We start from the raw sequence: 16068 nt of genomic DNA on the forward strand, positions 1-16068 counted from the left end.
CCGGACGGCACAACGGGGCCAATACTCCGCGTAGCAGATCGCAACCTAGAACGATCTTCCTGGAGTCCTGGGATCGACGACGCTCAGTTTGACCCAGGGATGGAAGATGTCACCGCCATGGTGCACGTTGAAGTTGTCGCCGAACACGCTCGCCCCGCCCGCCTTGTTGATGGCGAAGATAGGCTGGTTCAGATTATCGAACACAATGAACAGCTGACCGTTCGGCCCACCGGTGGACTGGATGCGCAGCCCCTCGCTCTCCTGGTTCGTCGCCCGGAAGACCCAAGGATTGTCGAAAGATGTGCCGGACGCATACGCATAGCCACCGCCACCCAGAATTGCACCGAGCAGCACGGCCCCCAGAAGGAGGAGGATGGCGGTTCGGTACCGATGCCCGGACACGCGCCCACGCAGAAACGAAAGCATGAGGATTCCTCCCCCCTCCCGCACAACCGGCTTCGGATCGACCGTTGCCACGACCACACGGATCACCGACGCGACGCCGGGCGAACACGACCAGAAGGCCGAGACCGAGGAACCACCGGCAGCAGCCGATCAGGCGGTAACCGAAGAGGAGACCACCTTCATACTCGGTAGACGGACTGGTCGGCTCGATCGACCCGGACGATAATTCACCACACGCTGGCGGTAGTCGGCCGTCATCCGCGGCCGGCCGGGTGGATCGAGCCCGGCAACCACATTGGATGCGACCAAGACAGGTCTAGCCGAGTCGTGTTGTCTGTACATGGTGAATTTTGCAGCCATTGCGCTGCGCGGAGACAAAACGGCCTATTTGCCATTCTTCCGACTAACACACACAGCCATCGACATTGGGTATAGATCTTCCCAAGTGAGATCGTTGACTGGATGCTTTCGGACTGCTGGGCTTGGTTCGAGCGGTCGGAGGAGCTGTTCGGGGCGTTACGGGCCGGGCTGGCGGGCGTGGAGACCGCTTCCCTGACCCATTCTGATCTTGAGGTGTGGTTGGAGGGTCGGGGCCGGGAGCTGCTGTGTTCGCTGTTTCAGGACTCCCTGGATCTGCGGGCGCCGCGGGAGGTCCGTCTCGCCGAGCCGCCGGTCGGGGTGGACCGGGCGTTGAACCTGCCGGTGGGGCTGCACTCGCACCACCGGCGGACCTGGGTCGTGCTCGTCGACGGCAACAACACCCAGCTCGACGCCATCACCGCCGAGGCCGCCCGCTGCGGCGTCACCGTCCACATCCTGGTCGACTTCATCCACGTGCTCGAGTACCTGTGGAAGGCCGGCTGGTCGTTTTTCGCCACCGGCGACCCCGACCCCGACGCCGAGGTCTGGGTCACCGACAAAGCCCGCAAGGTCCTGGCCGGCAAGACGTCCGACGTCGCCACCGGCATCCGCCGCCGCGCCACCTACAACGCCCACGAACGCAAGGGAGCCGACACCGCCGCCGACTACCTCGACGCCAAGGCCCCGTTCCTCGACTACGCCACCGCCCTCGCCGCCGGCTGGCCGATCGCCACCGGCGTCATCGAAGGCGCCTGCCGCCACCTCGTCAAGGACAGAATGGACATCACCGGCGCCCGCCGGGGACTCGACGGCGCCGAAGCCGTCCTCACCCTGCACGCCGTCATCACCAACGGCGACTTCGACGACTACTGGCAGTTCCACCTCGCCCAGGAACGCCACCGCAACCACCATAGCCAGTACACGGACAACCACATACCGCCCTGATCAACTCATTTCAAGAGAACTGCACCCATCTCCAATGGCACGTGGCATCGTTCGATCGTGTTTCGTCGCTGCGTGTCGGACGTCGAGGCCCAGCTCCACCACACCGACGAGCGGATGGCGGCCTGAGCCGATATCCGGATCTGGTCAGCCTTCGGGGTCGTCGGGATCCTCGCCGGCTCCGGGCCACGGGAGAGGATACCTCCTACCGGTCGTCATCATCGGCGGACTGCTGGGGCAGTCGAATGTCGTGCCTACCAGGAAGCCTTCATGAAGTGGCAAGTCCATCAGGAGCGGTCCGCCTTCCGCACACCCTGGGTGAACATCGCTTTCCTCGACGTCGAGCAGCCGGACGGGCAGCGAGGGGAATACCACGTGGTCCGGCTGCGCGATGTCGCCGTCACCGCGCTGCTGGACGAGTCACGGCGGGTACTCATGCTGTGGCGGCACCGTTTTGTGGGTCTTCGAAGTTAACCGGGGTGGGTCGTTCGGCCGCCGCCTGATTGATGACTGTGCGTGATGTTGGCTTGGTGTGGCTTTGTGTGCCTGGTGTGGGATGCCGGCATGTCGTGACATGAAAAGGCCCGCAACTCGGGCGATCTTGGTTGTTCTCACGCAATCAAGACGCCACAGGGGTTACGGGCTTGAACGATGATACGTGTGCCGCGACGTTGTTGTTGGAGCTCGATGGTCTGGCGGTGCGGCGCATCGAGCGCCAGGCGGACGGGTCGCGGCTGGCCCGGTTGGAGACCGCGGACGACATGGCGCGGGCGTGCCCGTCGTGCGGGGTGTTCGCGACGCGGGTCAAAGCGGTGGTGCGTACCCGGCCCCGGGACCTGCCCTACGGGTCGTCCGATCTACGGCTGGAATGAGCCAAGCGGCGCTGGTACTGCGACGAGCCGCGGTGCCCGCGGGGGTCGTTCACCGAGTCGCTGCCCGCCATACCCGCCCGGGCACGACTGACCGCCCGCCTGCGCGGGCAGGCCGCGGCACGCGTGATCGACGGGATCTGCCCGACGGTCACCGCCGCCGCCCGCTCACTGGGCCTGTCCTGGCCCACGACCATGGACGCAGTCCGCCAGACAGCCGCGCCCTGGACCGTCAGCACACCACCGCCGGTCGACACGCTCGGGATCGACGAGGTCCGCCGAGGCCGGCCCCGCTGGCGCCCCGCCGAGAACCCCACACCACCCCCACCCGGCCCGGCTGCCCACGAACCCACCGGCGGCGAACCGGCGAAAGCCCGGGTCCTCGCCGACCGATGGCACGTCGGGTTCACCGACCTGCACGGCGGCCACGGCATGCTCGGCCAGGTCGAGGGCCGCACCGGCGACGACGTCGCCTACTGGCTGGCCAGCCAGCCGCCGGCGTGGCGCGACCGGGTGGCCTACGTCGCGATCGACATGTGCTCCGTGTTCGTCTCCGCGATCCGCCGCTACCTCCCCCTGGCCATCGTCGTCGTCGACCACTTCCACGTCGTGAAACTCGCCAACGACATCGTCGACGAGGTCCGCCGCCGGGTCACCACCACCACCCGAGGCCGACGCGGCCGCAGCGGCGACCCCGAATGGCAGATCCGCGGCCTGCTCCGCCGCAACCGCGAGAACCTCACCGACCGCCAACTCGCGAAACTGTGGAACACCCTGGTCGACCTCGACGAACCCGGCCAGACGATCCTGGCCGCCTGGATCGGTAAAGAAGAACTCCGCGCGCTGCTCGCCCTGGCCCGCACCCACCACGATCGCCCACCGGCTCACCCGCTTCTACACCTGGTGCGCCCACGCCGCCGTCCCCGAACTCGAACGCCTCGCCACCACCATCAGCACCTGGTGGCCCTGCATCGAAACGTTCCTCCACACCGGGATCACCAACGCCGCCAGCGAGGGCTACAACCGCGTCGTCAAACTCGACGCCCGCAACGCCTACGGCTACCGCAACCCCGACAACCAGCGCCTCCGCACACGCTGCGCAACCACCCGCCGAGCCCGCGGACGCCTCAACCCCGCTTAACTTCGAAGAGCCCGTTTTGTGACCGACACCTGGGGCTGGGAGCTGCCGATGGGCCTGGTGGAGCACGGCGAGGAACCCGTCTACGCCGCCGCCCGGGAGCTGGAGGAGACCAGCTATCGCCCGGGGCCACTGCGGCCTCTGATCTACGCGCAGCCCGCGAACGGCATCACCGACGCGCAGCATTTCGTGTTCCGGGCGGACACCGCCGTGTTCACCGGACCGCCTACGGAGCTCAACGAGTCAGATCGCATCGAATGGATACCGCTCGACGAGATCGGCAACCTCATCCGCAGCCGCGAGATCGTGAGCAGCGCGACCCTCATCGGCGTCATGGCCCTTCTTCTCGACGGGGAGTGAACGTCCGGGATCAGGCAGCCCGCGGGCCGCGATTCCCCATTTCTCCGAGCACGATGCGGCGGGGTCGGGGATGGCCGAGGAAGTCCGCGAGCGCGAACTCATAACCGTACGCACCGGCCATCGGAAAGACGATGACGTCGCCAGGTCGCACCGGGCCGACGGTGACATCGCGTGCGAGCGTGTCCTCCGGCGTGCACAGCTCGCCCACCACAGTGACCGGCCGCCCAGAGGTGTCGACGCCGCCACCGTCCCCTTCGCCATCGGCCCACTCGCCATCGACCCCGCTTGTCGACGCCTCGCCGGGGCCGCCATCAGGGCTGCGGGATGCGGCCGGCGCGGACCTGGGCACGACCGCGAAGTTGTGCACGATCTCCCAGGAGGTCGGCAGGGCGAAATGGTGGATGCCGCCGCGCAGCACGACGAAATCGGTCCCGTAGGAGCGTTTGACGTCGATCACCTCGGCGGCGTACCAGCCGCAGTCGGCCACGAGCAGCCGACCTGGCTCGAAGATCATCTCGACGTCGGTCGGGACCGGGAGCCGCGCGAGGCCCTCCCCGAACCGGTCCAGGTCGAAGGGTCGCTCGCCGCGCCGGTCCGGCTCGAACGGCACGCCGAATCCCCCGCCCACGTCGACCACCCGCAGATCGATCCCGGCGTCGGCGGCCGAGCGGTCGGCGAACTCAAGACACCAGCGCACGTAGTCCAGATGGGCGGCGGCATCGAGGTTGCCGGACACCGCATGGACATGGAGTCCGGCCACGTCCAGATGGGGCAGGCGCTTCGCCAGGTCCAGCACGGCCGGCACCTCCGGTTCGGGGACCCCGAACGCGCTCGGCCGCCCGCCCATCTGCAGGGAACCCGAGAGGGCGACCCGCGCCGGGTTCACCCGCACCGTCACGGCGACCCGCCGGTCGAGCCGCGCCGCCACCGCCTCCAGCCGCCGCAGCTCGACCGGGCTCTCGACGTTGACCATGGACACGCCGGACTCGACCAGCGCGGTCAGCAGGGTGACCGACTTCGCCGGACCGGACGCAACCAGGTAGGGCGATCGGGCGGGGACCACCCGGCCATAGGCTGCCTGGGCCAGGCGCATCTCACGTACCGAGGAGACCTCGAAACCGTCCACCCCGCCGAGGCGGGGAACGAGTGCGTTCGGGTCGGGTCCGACGATCGGGAGGTCCCTACCCGTCCCGGCGACGGCGGCGCCTCGCAGCAGTGCGTCGAGCACCGGCGGGAAGCCGTTGGCCTTCACCGCGAAGCAGATCCTCGCCCAGCTGGGCAGGCAGGCCCGCAGCGTCGTCGCGTTGCGGGCGGCGACAGCCGGGTCGTAGAGGTAGGCGCTGATCTCTTCCGCGCCTTCGGGCCGCTGGCACACCGCCGCGAGCACCGTGACGGGAAGGCGTCCAGCGGGCAGGGCCTGCAGCGGAGCCGCCGACGGCGGAAGATCCATCCGAGCTCCCCTCCCCGAGGCCCGGGCATCCGGACCACCGCGGCGGTTCCACAGTGGCCAATCCGCAGCATTTCGCGCAACACATGCATCCGTCGTGATCAGGTCGGGCCCACGCTCCCCAGCGGCGAAAGCCGCCATGCCTGTCCGACGAAGTGCGTTAGCCCGCGTGGGCGAGGCTGAATCGACCGCCGCACCGGCGGTGTGACCCCCGCACCGGGGTCGACATGCCACCTTCTGGGTGTGCGTTGGGACACTGCTCGACCGGAGGGACGCCGGCGGCAGGCGCCGGGAGCAGCATTTCCGCGACGATGCAGGGCAACCGGGCGGACCATGGAGAGATCCGCCGATGGCGCCAGACGCGACCGTATCCATGCGCGGAGCAACGGCCGGAGGGTTGACTTAGGTTAGGCTTTCCTCAACAGCGTCTGCTCGAAAGGGAGTCGCCCGCAATGACGATTTCCGCTCGAAACGGCATCAGCGACGGAACCGGCATCGATCGGGACTCTCCAGCAATGGATCCCGCCGCCATCCTCGCGCGGCAGCGCGAACGGGAGTCCTCCGCCCGAACCTACGCGCGCACCCTACCGATCGTGCCGGTCCGTGCGCAGGGGGCCACGATCGTCGGCGCGGACGGCCGGAGTTACCTGGACTGCCTGTCCGGTGCCGGCACCCTGGCGCTGGGCCACAACCATCCGGACGTGATCCAGGCGATCACCGCGGCGCTCTCGCGGGGCGCCCCCCTGCACACCCTGGATCTCGCCACCCCCGAGAAGGACGCGTTCGTCGAGGAACTACGGGCCAGTCTGCCGCCGGGGCTGGGCAGCGACGTCAAGCTGCACTTCTGCGGTCCGAGCGGGGCCGACGCGGTGGAGGCGGCGATCAAGCTGGCCCAGACGGCGACCGGGAACCAGACCATGCTCGCGTTCACCGGTGGTTATCACGGCATGACCGCGGGAGCGCTGGCGGTGACCGGGAACGTCGCCGTCAAGAACCCGTTGCCGGCTGTGGGCTCCGTCGTCCGGCTGCCCTTCCCCTATCCGTACCGGTGCCCCTTCGGGGTGGGGTCGGTGCCCGACCGCGCCGCCGGTCCGGACGGGGCAGAGCTGTCCCTGCGCTACATCGAACGGCTGCTGGATGACCCGCTCGGGGGGGTCACCGACCCGGCCGGCCTCATCGTGGAGGCGGTCCAGGGAGAGGGCGGCGTGATCCCGGCGCCGGACAGCTGGCTGCGGGCCATCCGGGAGATCACCCGCCGACGTGGCATCCTCCTCATCCTCGACGAGGTGCAGACCGGGGTGGGGCGCACGGGGCGGTTCTGGGCCGCGCAGCACAGCGGGATCACCCCCGACATCGTCGTGATGTCCAAGGCGATCGGCGGCGGGTTGCCGATCGCCGTGATCGCCTACCGGGCCGAGCTGGACGTCTGGGCCCCCGGCGCGCACACCGGCACCTTCCGCGGCAACCAGCTCGCGATGGTCGCCGGGCGCGCCACGCTGCGCCGGGTGCGTCGTGACGGGCTCGACGAACGCGCCGCCCGCCTGGGCTCCCGCCTACTCGCCGGCCTCGACCATCTCGCCCGGGACCGGCCGCATGTGGGGGACGTCCGCGGCCGCGGGCTCATGCTCGGCGCCGAGCTGGTCGATCCGACCGGCACAGCGGACGCCGTCGGCGCGTATCCCGCCGATCCCCGGCTCGCCGCCCTGGTCCGCGCCGAGTGTCTTCGCCGCGGACTGATCATCGAGCTCGGTGGTCGGCACGGGGCGGTCATCCGGCTCCTGCCCCCCCTGATCATCGGCGATGAGGAGGCCGCACGCGCCCTGTCGATCCTGGCCGACGCCATCGACGCCGCCGTGCGGCGGCTCACTGCCGTACCCACCCCATCCACCGGTCGCGAGGCCGGGTGAGAGAAGTGCCGCAGCCCCAGCCGGGCCTGGACGAGCTCGTCGGGATGACCCTCACGGCGCTGGCCGAGGGCCGGCGCCGGCGCGGCGGACCGCTGCCGGCCGGTGGACCGTCCCGGGTCCGCGCAGCGGTTCAGGCCGCCCTCGGCGCATCGCCCGATCGGACCGGCCTGCTACCCCGGACCGGCCTGCTCCCCAGGACCGGGATCGGAGCCGCGGCCGCGATCACCGGACTGGTGGAGGCCCTCGCCGCGGGATCGGCGGATCCGGCGGACCCATGGTGCGCCGCCCATCTGCACTGCCCGCCATTGCCCGTGGCGGTCGCCGCCGACCTCGCCGTGAGCGCCCTCAACCCGTCCCTGGACTCCTGGGATCAGGCCCCGGCCGCGACCACGATCGAGACGGAGGTCGTCGCGGCGCTCGCCGAACTGGCCGGCTTCGACCCGGATCAGGCCGCCGGCACGATCACCACCGGTGGCACGGAGTCCAACCTCATGGGCCTGCTCCTCGCGCGGGACGCCGCGTCGAACGGGCAGCTGCGCGTGTTCCGCTCCGCCGCCGCGCACCTCTCGGTTGATCGCGCCGCCGCCGTGCTGGGCATCGACACCCCCCCGGTCGCGGCGATCCCCACCGACGGCCAGGACCGGATGCGGGTCGACCTGCTGCGAAAGGCGCTCGCCGAGCATGCCGGGCCCGTCGTCGTCGTGGCCACGGCGGGCACCACCGACGCCGGCGCCGTCGACCCGCTGCGCGAGATCGCGGCTGCGGTCGAGGAACACCGCCGCCGGCTACGCAGGCGGCTGCCCTCGGCTGCACCGGCCGAATCGGGCCATCCCGCCTCGTCCGGTTGGTTACACGTCGACGCGGCGTACGGCGGCGGCGCGCTGTTCTCCAACCGACTGGCCGCCCATCTCGACGGGGTCGCGCTCGCCGACTCGGTCGCTCTGGACCTGCACAAGCTGGGCTGGCAACCGGCTCCGGCCGGCGTCTTCCTGACGCCTCGCCCGGACGGGTGGCCCAGCCTGCGCGCCGCCCAGGCGGACTACCTCCGATCCGAGGACGACGAGGCCGCCGGTTTTCCCAGCCTCCTGGACCGGTCCCTGCGGACCACCCGCCGTGCGGACTCCTTCCCGATCGCGGTGACGTTGCGCGCGCTCGGCCGGGATGGGCTGGGCGCCCTGGTCGATGCCTGCCACGATCTCGCTCGGCACGCGGAACAGACGGTCCAGGCCGATCCCCGCCTCGAGCATGCCTTTCCGGTCACCCTGACCACGGTCGTCTTTCGCTACCGCCCACAGACCGGCGCCACCGGCTCGGCGGCGGCGTGCACCGCCGAATGGCCGGACCAGCTCAACGACGCGATCCGCCGCGCGCTGCTGCTCGACGGGCGCGCGGTGGTCGGCCGGACCCGCGTGGGGCCCGATCGGGCCGTGCACCTGAAACTCACCTTGCTGAATCCCAACTCCACCCAGGCCGACGTGGACGCTCTGCTCCGTCTGGTTGCCGCGACCGGCGACGAACTCGCCGGCGGGTACGGCGGTGGCATCGGAAGCATCCCGTGACCGCGGACCAGCCCACGGCTGCCGCCACCGTCGCCGATGACCTCGTCACCGAGACCCTCCTGCGCTGCTGGCTGCGGGAGACCGGCGCCCGGCCGGACGCCGACACCCGCACGATCGACATCGGGCTGCCGGCGTCAGGCTTGTCCATTCGGGCGATGGTGACCCACCGCTCGCCGTCCGGGTGGCACCGGTTCACCCAGCCCGAACTGGTCTCCCCGGCGGGCACGCCGTCGCCCGTCGATGCCGGCCTGCTCGCCACGCTCCTCGTCCGTGAGATCACCGCGGAACAGGGGCTGCCCGCCGCCCACGGGACCGAGGCGTTGGGCCGGATCATCGATTCGGCGCGCCGAATCGCCGCCCATCTCGACGCTCGGCGGACCGTCGGGCACCCGAGCGCCGTCCCCCCGTTCCTGGCCGCGGAGCAGGCGTCGCTCACGGGCCATCCCTTCCACCCAGCCGCGGCGAGCAGGCAGGGGGCATCCGACGAGGCGATGGCCGTCTACTCCCCCGAGCGGGCCGGTTACTTCGCGCTGCACTGGTTCGCCGCGCATCCCTCGGTAGTGTCGACGTCGGGTGTCCCGGCGGCGGAAGGCGGCCCCGCGGCGCAGTTGCCGGGAGGCCGACACCCGGTCACACGCCTGCTGGCCGAGCTGTTCGGCGGCGACGCCAGCCCCGGCGCGACGGGGAGATACCGCCCGATCGAAGCAGATCCGTCGGCACCCCCCGGCACCGAACGAGGCGGCCCGCCCGACCCGCACCTTCCGCCCGGCTATGTTCCGGTGCCCGCCCATCCATGGCAGGCCCGTGAACTCACCGATGGTGCGGACGGCCCGCTCGCCCAGCTGCTCGCCGACAGGCGCCTCATCGACCTCGGCAGGTCGGGCCCGTGGTGGTACCCAACGTCTTCGTTGCGTACCGTCTGGCGGCCGGACAGTCGGGTGATGCTCAAGCTCTCCCTGGGCCTGCGCATCACCAACTCGCGCCGCGTCCTGCACCTCGGGGAGCTCCGACTGGCAGAGATGATCACCAGACTGGTCGACGCGGGCCTCGGCGCCGCTCTCACCGCGCGGCATCCGGACTTCCACCTCATCGGGGAGCCCGACTGGGTGGCGGTGACCCGTCCAGACCGCCGCCCACCCTCCAGGGCATCTGACCGGCTGGGCATCCCCGGGTCGGCCGAGGCATCCGGCGGCGGCGGCGCCGCCGGCGACGGTGCGGTGGCGCTGGCGACCGCCATCCGGACGAACCCCTTCGGCCCGACCGACCGGGCGGTGAGCATGGCGGCGCTGGTCGCACCCCGACCCGATCTGGCGGCGGACAGCCGCGGGCGGTCCCGGGCGGCGATGCTTCCCCGGCTGCTCACCCGGCTGGCCGACCGACGGCACGAACCCGTCCGGGTGCTCGCCGAGACCTGGTTCGAGCGCTACCTGACCGTGCTCGCAGCGCCCGTGCTGGACCTGTACCTGCAGTTCGGCGTGGGCGTCGAGGCGCATCTGCAGAACACCCTGGTCACGCTGGACGCCGACGGCTGGCCGGTGGCCGGGTGGTACCGCGACAGCCAGGGCTACTACGTGGCCGCCTCGGCCGCTTCGGCCACGGAACGCCTGCTGACCGGCTTTGCCACGAACCTCGACATGATCTTCGACGATGAGCTGGTGACGGAACGCATCATCTACTACCTGTTCGTGAACAATGTCTTCGCCGTGGCCGGAGCCCTGGGCGCGGCCGGCGTCGCCGACGAACACCGCCTGCTCGGGCGAGCACGCGACCTGCTGTCCCGGATGGACTCGGACGCCCGGTCGGACCGTGGCCCGGCCGGGCCGCCCGCCGTCCGGCGCCGGCTGCTCGCCACCCTCCTGACGTCCCCCACCCTGCCCAGCAAAGGCAACCTGCGCACCTGCGTGGACGGCCGCGACGAACTGATCGGACCAGTGGCCACCCAGTCGGTCTACGTACAGATTCCGAACCCGCTGCTGGAGGCCGCCCCGTGACGTCCCGCATCCCGCTCGCATCCCGCGACGAGCCGCCGCGGACCGCGGTCGCGACCGCGGCGCCCGGCCTCCCCCATCCGGAGACCCCGGACTATGACGTGGTGGGGGTCGGGCTGGGCCCGTTCAACCTGTCGCTGGCCGCGCTCGCCGACGGGCTCCCCGGCCTGCGGGCCGCCTTCTTCGAGCAGGCGCCGGCGTTCAGCTGGCATCCCGGGCTGCTGCTGGAGGGCACGACCCTGCAGGTGCCGTTCCTCGCCGACCTGGTCACTCTCATCGATCCGACCAGCCCCTGGTCGTTCCTGTCCTACCTGCGGGCGCACGACCGGCTCTTTCGCTTCTACCTCTACGAACGCTTCCACATCCCCCGTCGGGAGTACGACGCCTACTGCCGGTGGGTCGCCGAGGGCCTGCAATCCACCCACTTCGGCGCCCGGGTGGAAGCGGTCCGTTGGCATCCCGACGCCGGGTTGTTTCGCGTCGTGGTCACGCGGACGACGCCGCCGCCTGCGGGGGCGTCGCGCGGCGAGGCCTCCGAGTGGGCTGGTACCTGGTCCACCCGGGTGGTCACGGCAAGGCATCTGGTGCTCGGGATCGGCACCGAGCCGACCACGCCACCGGCCTTCGCCGGAATCTCGAGCGACCGGGTGTTCCACTCAGCGCACTACCGCCAGCGGCGCGCATCGCTGGCCGGGCTGTCCCACATCACCGTGGTCGGATCGGGCCAGTCCGGCGCCGAGGTGTTCGCCGACCTGCTGCGCAACCAGCAGACGACGACGCAGCACCTGACCTGGATCACCCGCACCCCCGCCTTCGCCCCGATGGAGTACTCGAAGCTGGGCCTCGAGCAGTTCACCCCCGACCACATCCGTTACTTCCACGGGCTCGAGCAAGGTCGCAGGGACGCTCTCGTCCCGGCGCAGTGGCAGCTGTACAAGGGGATCGACGCGGACACCATCGCGCAGATCTACGACCTGCTCTACGAACGGACGATCGACGGTGGCGACGAGGCGGCGACGCTGATGCCGGGGGTGTCGGTGCAGTCGGCGTCGCTGGGCGACGAGCGGGGAGAGATCACGCTCGGCTGCCGCCACCACGATCAGGACCGGACCTTCCCGCTGACCACGGACGCGGTGGTGCTGGCCACCGGGTACGCGGCCCGCCGTCCGGCGTTGCTCGACCCGGTCGCCGGGCTGTTGGCACTCGACGACACCGGACGGTTCCAGATCGACGCCCGTTACCGGATCGCCACCGATCCGGACCTGACCGGACACCTGTACGTCCAGAACGCCGAGCTGCACACCCATGGGGTCGGCGCCCCCGATCTCGGCCTGGGTGCCTGGCGGGCCGCGGTCATCCTCGATGACCTGACCGGGGGGCACGCATACCGACTGCCACCGCCGTCGGCGTTCACGACCTTCGGCGCGCCTCCCCGCACAGGCGGGTCCCACCACGCGCCACGGACAGCGGCGACGATACCGACGCCGACCGGCCCGGCCGGGCCCGGCACCCCCGACTCTGACTCCGCCGCCGGCACCGCCGCCGGCACCGGCACCGGCACCGGCACCGCGGCCGATGGTGGGGGACTCCGGGAGCCCGATGCCGCGGCGGACGTGGGCTCCGATCGGGCGGTGCGGCGGCATCCCGTCATGCTTGGCGAGGGTGACCGTTGACCGTCCGCCCTTCTGCCGAGCAATCCCCGCCGCCGATGGCGGCTCCGGGCAAGTCAGCCGACCGCTGGCGGCAGGCGGGACGCTCGCTGCTGGCCAAGCTCATCGCGGAACTCGCCTACGAGGACCTACTCAGGCCGCAGATCGACGACGGCGGGGCCGCGAACCTCCACGAGGATGGCCCGATCGGTCGAGGACCCGCGCTGGCCTACCGGTTGGTGGCGGCCGGCGCCGTCTACCGATTTCGCGCTCAGCGGGGCACGTTCGGGTCCTGGTGGATCGATCCCGCGAGCCTCACCCGCGCCGCCCCCTCGATCGGCAGGCAGGAGACCGACCCGGTGCGGTTTCTACGGGATACGCAGTCCCTGCTCGGGTGGCCTGATCCGGTCCTTGCCGACGTGGTGCGCGACCTGCTCGCCACCCAGTCGGCCGACCAGCACCTGCTGACGACGGCGCTGCCCGCGGCAGCCCTCGCCGACCTGCCCTTCGTCGCGTTGGAAGGCCATCAGTCGGGTCATCCCTGCCTCGTCGCCAACAAGGGACGCCTCGGCTTCGGTGCGGCCGTCGACCGGTACAGCCCGGAGGCCCGGTCGCCCTTCCGCCTGCGTTGGGTGGCCGCGCATCCCACAATCGGGCGGTACTGGGACCTCGAGCCGGCCAACCTCGCGCCGGCCAACCTCGAGCTGCCGGACGGGTCCGCCACGGGCCGGTCGGGCAATGCAGCCCTCGTTCACGCCGAGTTGGATGCGGACACCCGCGCCCGCTTCACCGACGTCCTCGCCCACGCCCTGATGGCCGATCCGTCTGCCGCCGGCGCGGCCGCCGAGGATTACCTCTGGCTGCCGGTCCACCCATGGCAGTGGGAGAACGTGATCGTCCCGCTGTTCGCCGCCGAGCTGGCCACCGGACTCCTGATCCCCTTGGGCGAGGGGCCGGACCGGTACCTCCCGCTGCAGGCCGTCCGCACGCTCGCCAACATCGACCGACCGGAGCGGCGCAACGTCAAACTTGCACTGATGATCCGCAACACCCTGGTCTGGCGGGGCATGTCCGCGGCGGACGCCGCCGCCGGGCCGGCGGTGTCACGCTGGTTGCTCGACCTGCGCGACGCCGATCCTTTCCTGCGCGAGGTGACGGGGGTGCTGCCCCTGGCCGAGGTCGCCGGCGCCGCCGTCACCCATCCGGCCTACGACGCCATCCCCGACGCGCCCTACCGCCTACACGAACTGCTCGGCGTGGTCTGGCGCGATCCGGTGGAGCGGCATCTCGCCACCGGGGAGCGGGCTCGCAGCCTCGCGTCGCTGCTCACGATCGGGTCGGACGGACGTCCCCTCGCCGCGGAGTTGGTGGCCCGGTCGGGCCAGTCGGGCCGGGACTGGCTCGCCGCCCTGTTCACCGCGTTGCTACCACCGCTGCTGCACTATCTGTACCGGTACGGGGTCGCCTTCACCCCGCATGGCGAGAACGTCATCTGTATCTTCGACGCCGATCACCTGCCCCGACGGATCGCGGTGAAGGACTTCGGCGCCGACATCGAGCTGGTGGACGGCGACTTCCCCGAACGAGCGGACATGCCTGCACAGGTGGCCATGCACTGCCGCCGCTGGCCCGGGCCGATGTTGGCCCACTCGGTGCTCTCCGCCGTGTTCGCCGGCCACTTCCGCTACTTCTCCGTGCTCGTGGCGGATCATCTGCAGGTTGCGGAGGGCGAGTTCTGGCGGCTGGCCCGGGCGACGATCGACGGCTATCACGATCGGTTCCCCCAGTTGCGGGAACGCTTCCGCGAGATCGATCTACTCGCGCCGAGCTTCGACCGGGTCTGCCTGAACCGCGAGCAGCTCGCCGGCGCCGGGTTCCACGACCGGGCCGAGCGGGACGGTGGATTCGACCTGATGCACGGCGAGGTCGCCAACCCGGTGGCGACCTCGACCGCCCGTGCGCCCGCAGTCGAGCCCACGGATTCGATGGCACGAACGGAGGATCGTTGACATCGCCGTCAGTGCCGACACCACCTGACCGTTCGGCGGGCATCGAGGCCCTGTCCGGGCTCCTGACCGGGGACCATGCGGTCGAGGAGGTCGTCGTCGCCACCGTCGACCTGCAGGGCCGGCTGGTCGGCAGCGCCGTGTCCCCCGAGCATTTCGCGCGCGAGGTGCTCGCTGACGGGCTGGGCGCATGCACCTACCTGCACGCTGTCGACGTGGACATGCAGACCGACGGTGGCTATCCGCGCACCCCCTGGTATGACGGCTTCGGTGATCTACGGCTCCGGCCCGATCTGACCAGCCTGCGCCGGGCCCCGTGGCGCCCGTCCTGCGCGGTGGTCCTTGCGGACGCGTCCTGGCCCGACGGGACCCCCGTGGACGTGGCCCCCCGAACGGTGCTGCGCCGCCAGCTCGATGCGCTCGCCGCCGCCGGGCTCACCGCCCTCGCCGGGACCGAGCTGGAGTTCCTGGTCTTCCGCGAGTCCTACCAACGGGCGGCGCGGCGTTCCTGGTCCGGGCTCAGCCCGGCCAGCCGTTACAACATCGACTACGCGCTGTTCGGCACCGAGGAACTCGACGACCTGACCCGCCGCATCCGGCGGGCCATGGCCGACGCCGGGATCGCGGTCGAGTCGGCTCGGGGCGAGGTCCATCCGGGCCAGTACGAGATCGTTTTCCGGTACGCCGAGGCACTCCAGGCGTGCGACAACCACGCCCTCTACAAGACGACCGCAAAGAAGATCGCCGCCACGTCGGGGCAGGCGTTGACCTTCATGGCGAAGTACGACGAGGGCGAGGGGAACTCCTGCCATGTCCACCTGTCCCTGCGCGGGACAGGCGGTGACGAGCCGGTTTTCGCCGCCCCGCACGAAACCGCCTCGCGCGAAACCAGTCGATCTGACGTCGCGGGAATGTCACCGCTGATGTGCTCCTTCGTCGCCGGCCAGCTGAGCTGCATGGCTGACTTCACGCTGCTGTTCGCACCCAACGTCAACTCCTACAAGCGGCTCGCCCCCGGTGCGTTCGCGCCGACCGGGGTGAGCTGGGGTCGCGACAACCGGACGTGCGCGGTCCGGGTCGTCGGCAGCGGAACGGGGCTGCGCCTCGAGCATCGCGTGCCCGGCGGGGACGCGAACCCCTACCTCGCCGTGGCCGGCATGATCGCCGCCGGCCGCTACGGAATGGAGCAGGGGCTCACCCTCGAACCCGGTCGGATCGGCAACGCCTTCACCATGCCGGGGCTCGCGCCGCTGCCCGCGACGCTGCGCGACGCCGTCGAACGGTGGCGGTCGAGCGCGGTGGCCCACGCGGCGTTCGGCGACCGGGTGGTCGTCCATCTGGCCCATGCGGCCGAGGTCGAGCTGGCCGGGTACGAGGGCACGGTCACCGACTGGGAGCGCCGACGCGGCTTCGAGCGCTTCTGAGCCGGCGGCGCCAC

At 70.9% G+C, this 16068-nt stretch carries 12 protein-coding genes and 2 pseudogenes; 12 read left to right on the forward strand and 2 right to left on the reverse strand.

Features of this window, described 5'->3' with window-relative positions:
• Positions 1–45: 45 nt before the first annotated feature.
• Positions 46–492, reverse strand: a complete 447-nt coding sequence (locus tag G6R25_RS12640; RefSeq protein WP_163553134.1) for a hypothetical protein — start codon at positions 490–492, stop codon at positions 46–48.
• 630 nt (positions 493–1122) lie between these two features.
• On the opposite strand from G6R25_RS12640, the pseudogene G6R25_RS12645 reads away from it, so the two are divergent.
• From G6R25_RS12645 to G6R25_RS12660, 6 genes and pseudogenes are all read left to right on the forward strand, one after another.
• Positions 1123–1710, forward strand: a pseudogene (locus tag G6R25_RS12645) (ISKra4 family transposase); the annotation flags it as partial.
• Positions 1711–1977: 267 nt separating this feature from the next.
• Positions 1978–2181 carry a hypothetical protein gene (locus G6R25_RS12650; protein WP_235948228.1) on the forward strand — a complete coding sequence of 68 codons (204 nt, stop codon included), beginning with the start codon at positions 1978–1980 and terminating at the stop codon, positions 2179–2181.
• A 170-nt stretch (positions 2182–2351) separates the two neighbouring features.
• Entirely contained in the window at positions 2352–2579 is a 228-nt protein-coding gene (locus tag G6R25_RS25205; protein WP_205447085.1) for a hypothetical protein, read from the forward strand.
• A gap of 99 nt (positions 2580–2678) precedes the next feature.
• A pseudogene (locus tag G6R25_RS30445) lies at positions 2679–3374 on the forward strand (ISL3 family transposase); the annotation flags it as partial.
• Between the two features lie 73 nt (positions 3375–3447).
• Positions 3448–3717: a transposase gene (locus tag G6R25_RS30450; protein ID WP_205447087.1), complete on the forward strand. Its 270-nt coding sequence runs from the start codon at positions 3448–3450 to the stop codon at positions 3715–3717.
• An 18-nt stretch (positions 3718–3735) separates the two neighbouring features.
• On the forward strand, positions 3736–4074 hold the full coding sequence (locus G6R25_RS12660) for an NUDIX hydrolase (RefSeq protein ID WP_235948230.1): 339 nt from the start codon (positions 3736–3738) through the stop codon (positions 4072–4074).
• 10 nt (positions 4075–4084) lie between these two features.
• Here the strand turns inward: G6R25_RS12660 and G6R25_RS12665 are convergent, their stop codons facing one another.
• The gene (locus G6R25_RS12665; protein ID WP_163553135.1) at positions 4085–5524 is read right to left on the reverse strand and encodes a type III PLP-dependent enzyme domain-containing protein; all 1440 of its coding nucleotides are present in this window, start codon (positions 5522–5524) and stop codon (positions 4085–4087) included.
• Between the two features lie 449 nt (positions 5525–5973).
• Between G6R25_RS12665 and G6R25_RS12670 the strand changes: the two genes are divergently transcribed.
• The 6 genes from G6R25_RS12670 to G6R25_RS12695 are packed head-to-tail and all read left to right on the forward strand — an operon-like array spanning position 5974 to position 16054.
• The gene (locus G6R25_RS12670) at positions 5974–7428 is read left to right on the forward strand and encodes a diaminobutyrate--2-oxoglutarate transaminase family protein (protein WP_163553136.1); all 1455 of its coding nucleotides are present in this window, start codon (positions 5974–5976) and stop codon (positions 7426–7428) included.
• Positions 7425–8987, forward strand: coding sequence for a pyridoxal phosphate-dependent decarboxylase family protein (locus G6R25_RS12675; RefSeq protein ID WP_163553137.1), 1563 nt, complete (start codon positions 7425–7427; stop codon positions 8985–8987). Before G6R25_RS12670 ends, G6R25_RS12675 begins: the two co-directional genes overlap by 4 nt.
• Positions 8984–10978, forward strand: coding sequence for an IucA/IucC family protein (locus G6R25_RS12680; protein WP_163553138.1), 1995 nt, complete (start codon positions 8984–8986; stop codon positions 10976–10978). Before G6R25_RS12675 ends, G6R25_RS12680 begins: the two co-directional genes overlap by 4 nt.
• Entirely contained in the window at positions 10975–12648 is a 1674-nt protein-coding gene (locus G6R25_RS12685) for a lysine N(6)-hydroxylase/L-ornithine N(5)-oxygenase family protein (RefSeq protein WP_163553139.1), read from the forward strand. Before G6R25_RS12680 ends, G6R25_RS12685 begins: the two co-directional genes overlap by 4 nt.
• 35 nt (positions 12649–12683) lie before the next feature.
• Positions 12684–14633, forward strand: a complete 1950-nt coding sequence (locus tag G6R25_RS12690) for an IucA/IucC family protein (protein ID WP_163553141.1) — start codon at positions 12684–12686, stop codon at positions 14631–14633.
• A complete protein-coding gene (locus G6R25_RS12695; RefSeq protein WP_235948232.1) occupies positions 14630–16054 on the forward strand; it encodes a glutamine synthetase family protein in 1425 nt (474 codons plus the stop codon). The genes G6R25_RS12690 and G6R25_RS12695 overlap by 4 nt, the downstream gene beginning before the upstream one ends.
• Positions 16055–16068 lie beyond the last annotated feature (14 nt).

This window comes from Candidatus Frankia alpina (assembly GCF_902806485.1).
In the GTDB taxonomy this organism is placed as follows: domain Bacteria; phylum Actinomycetota; class Actinomycetes; order Frankiales; family Frankiaceae; genus Frankia; species Frankia alpina.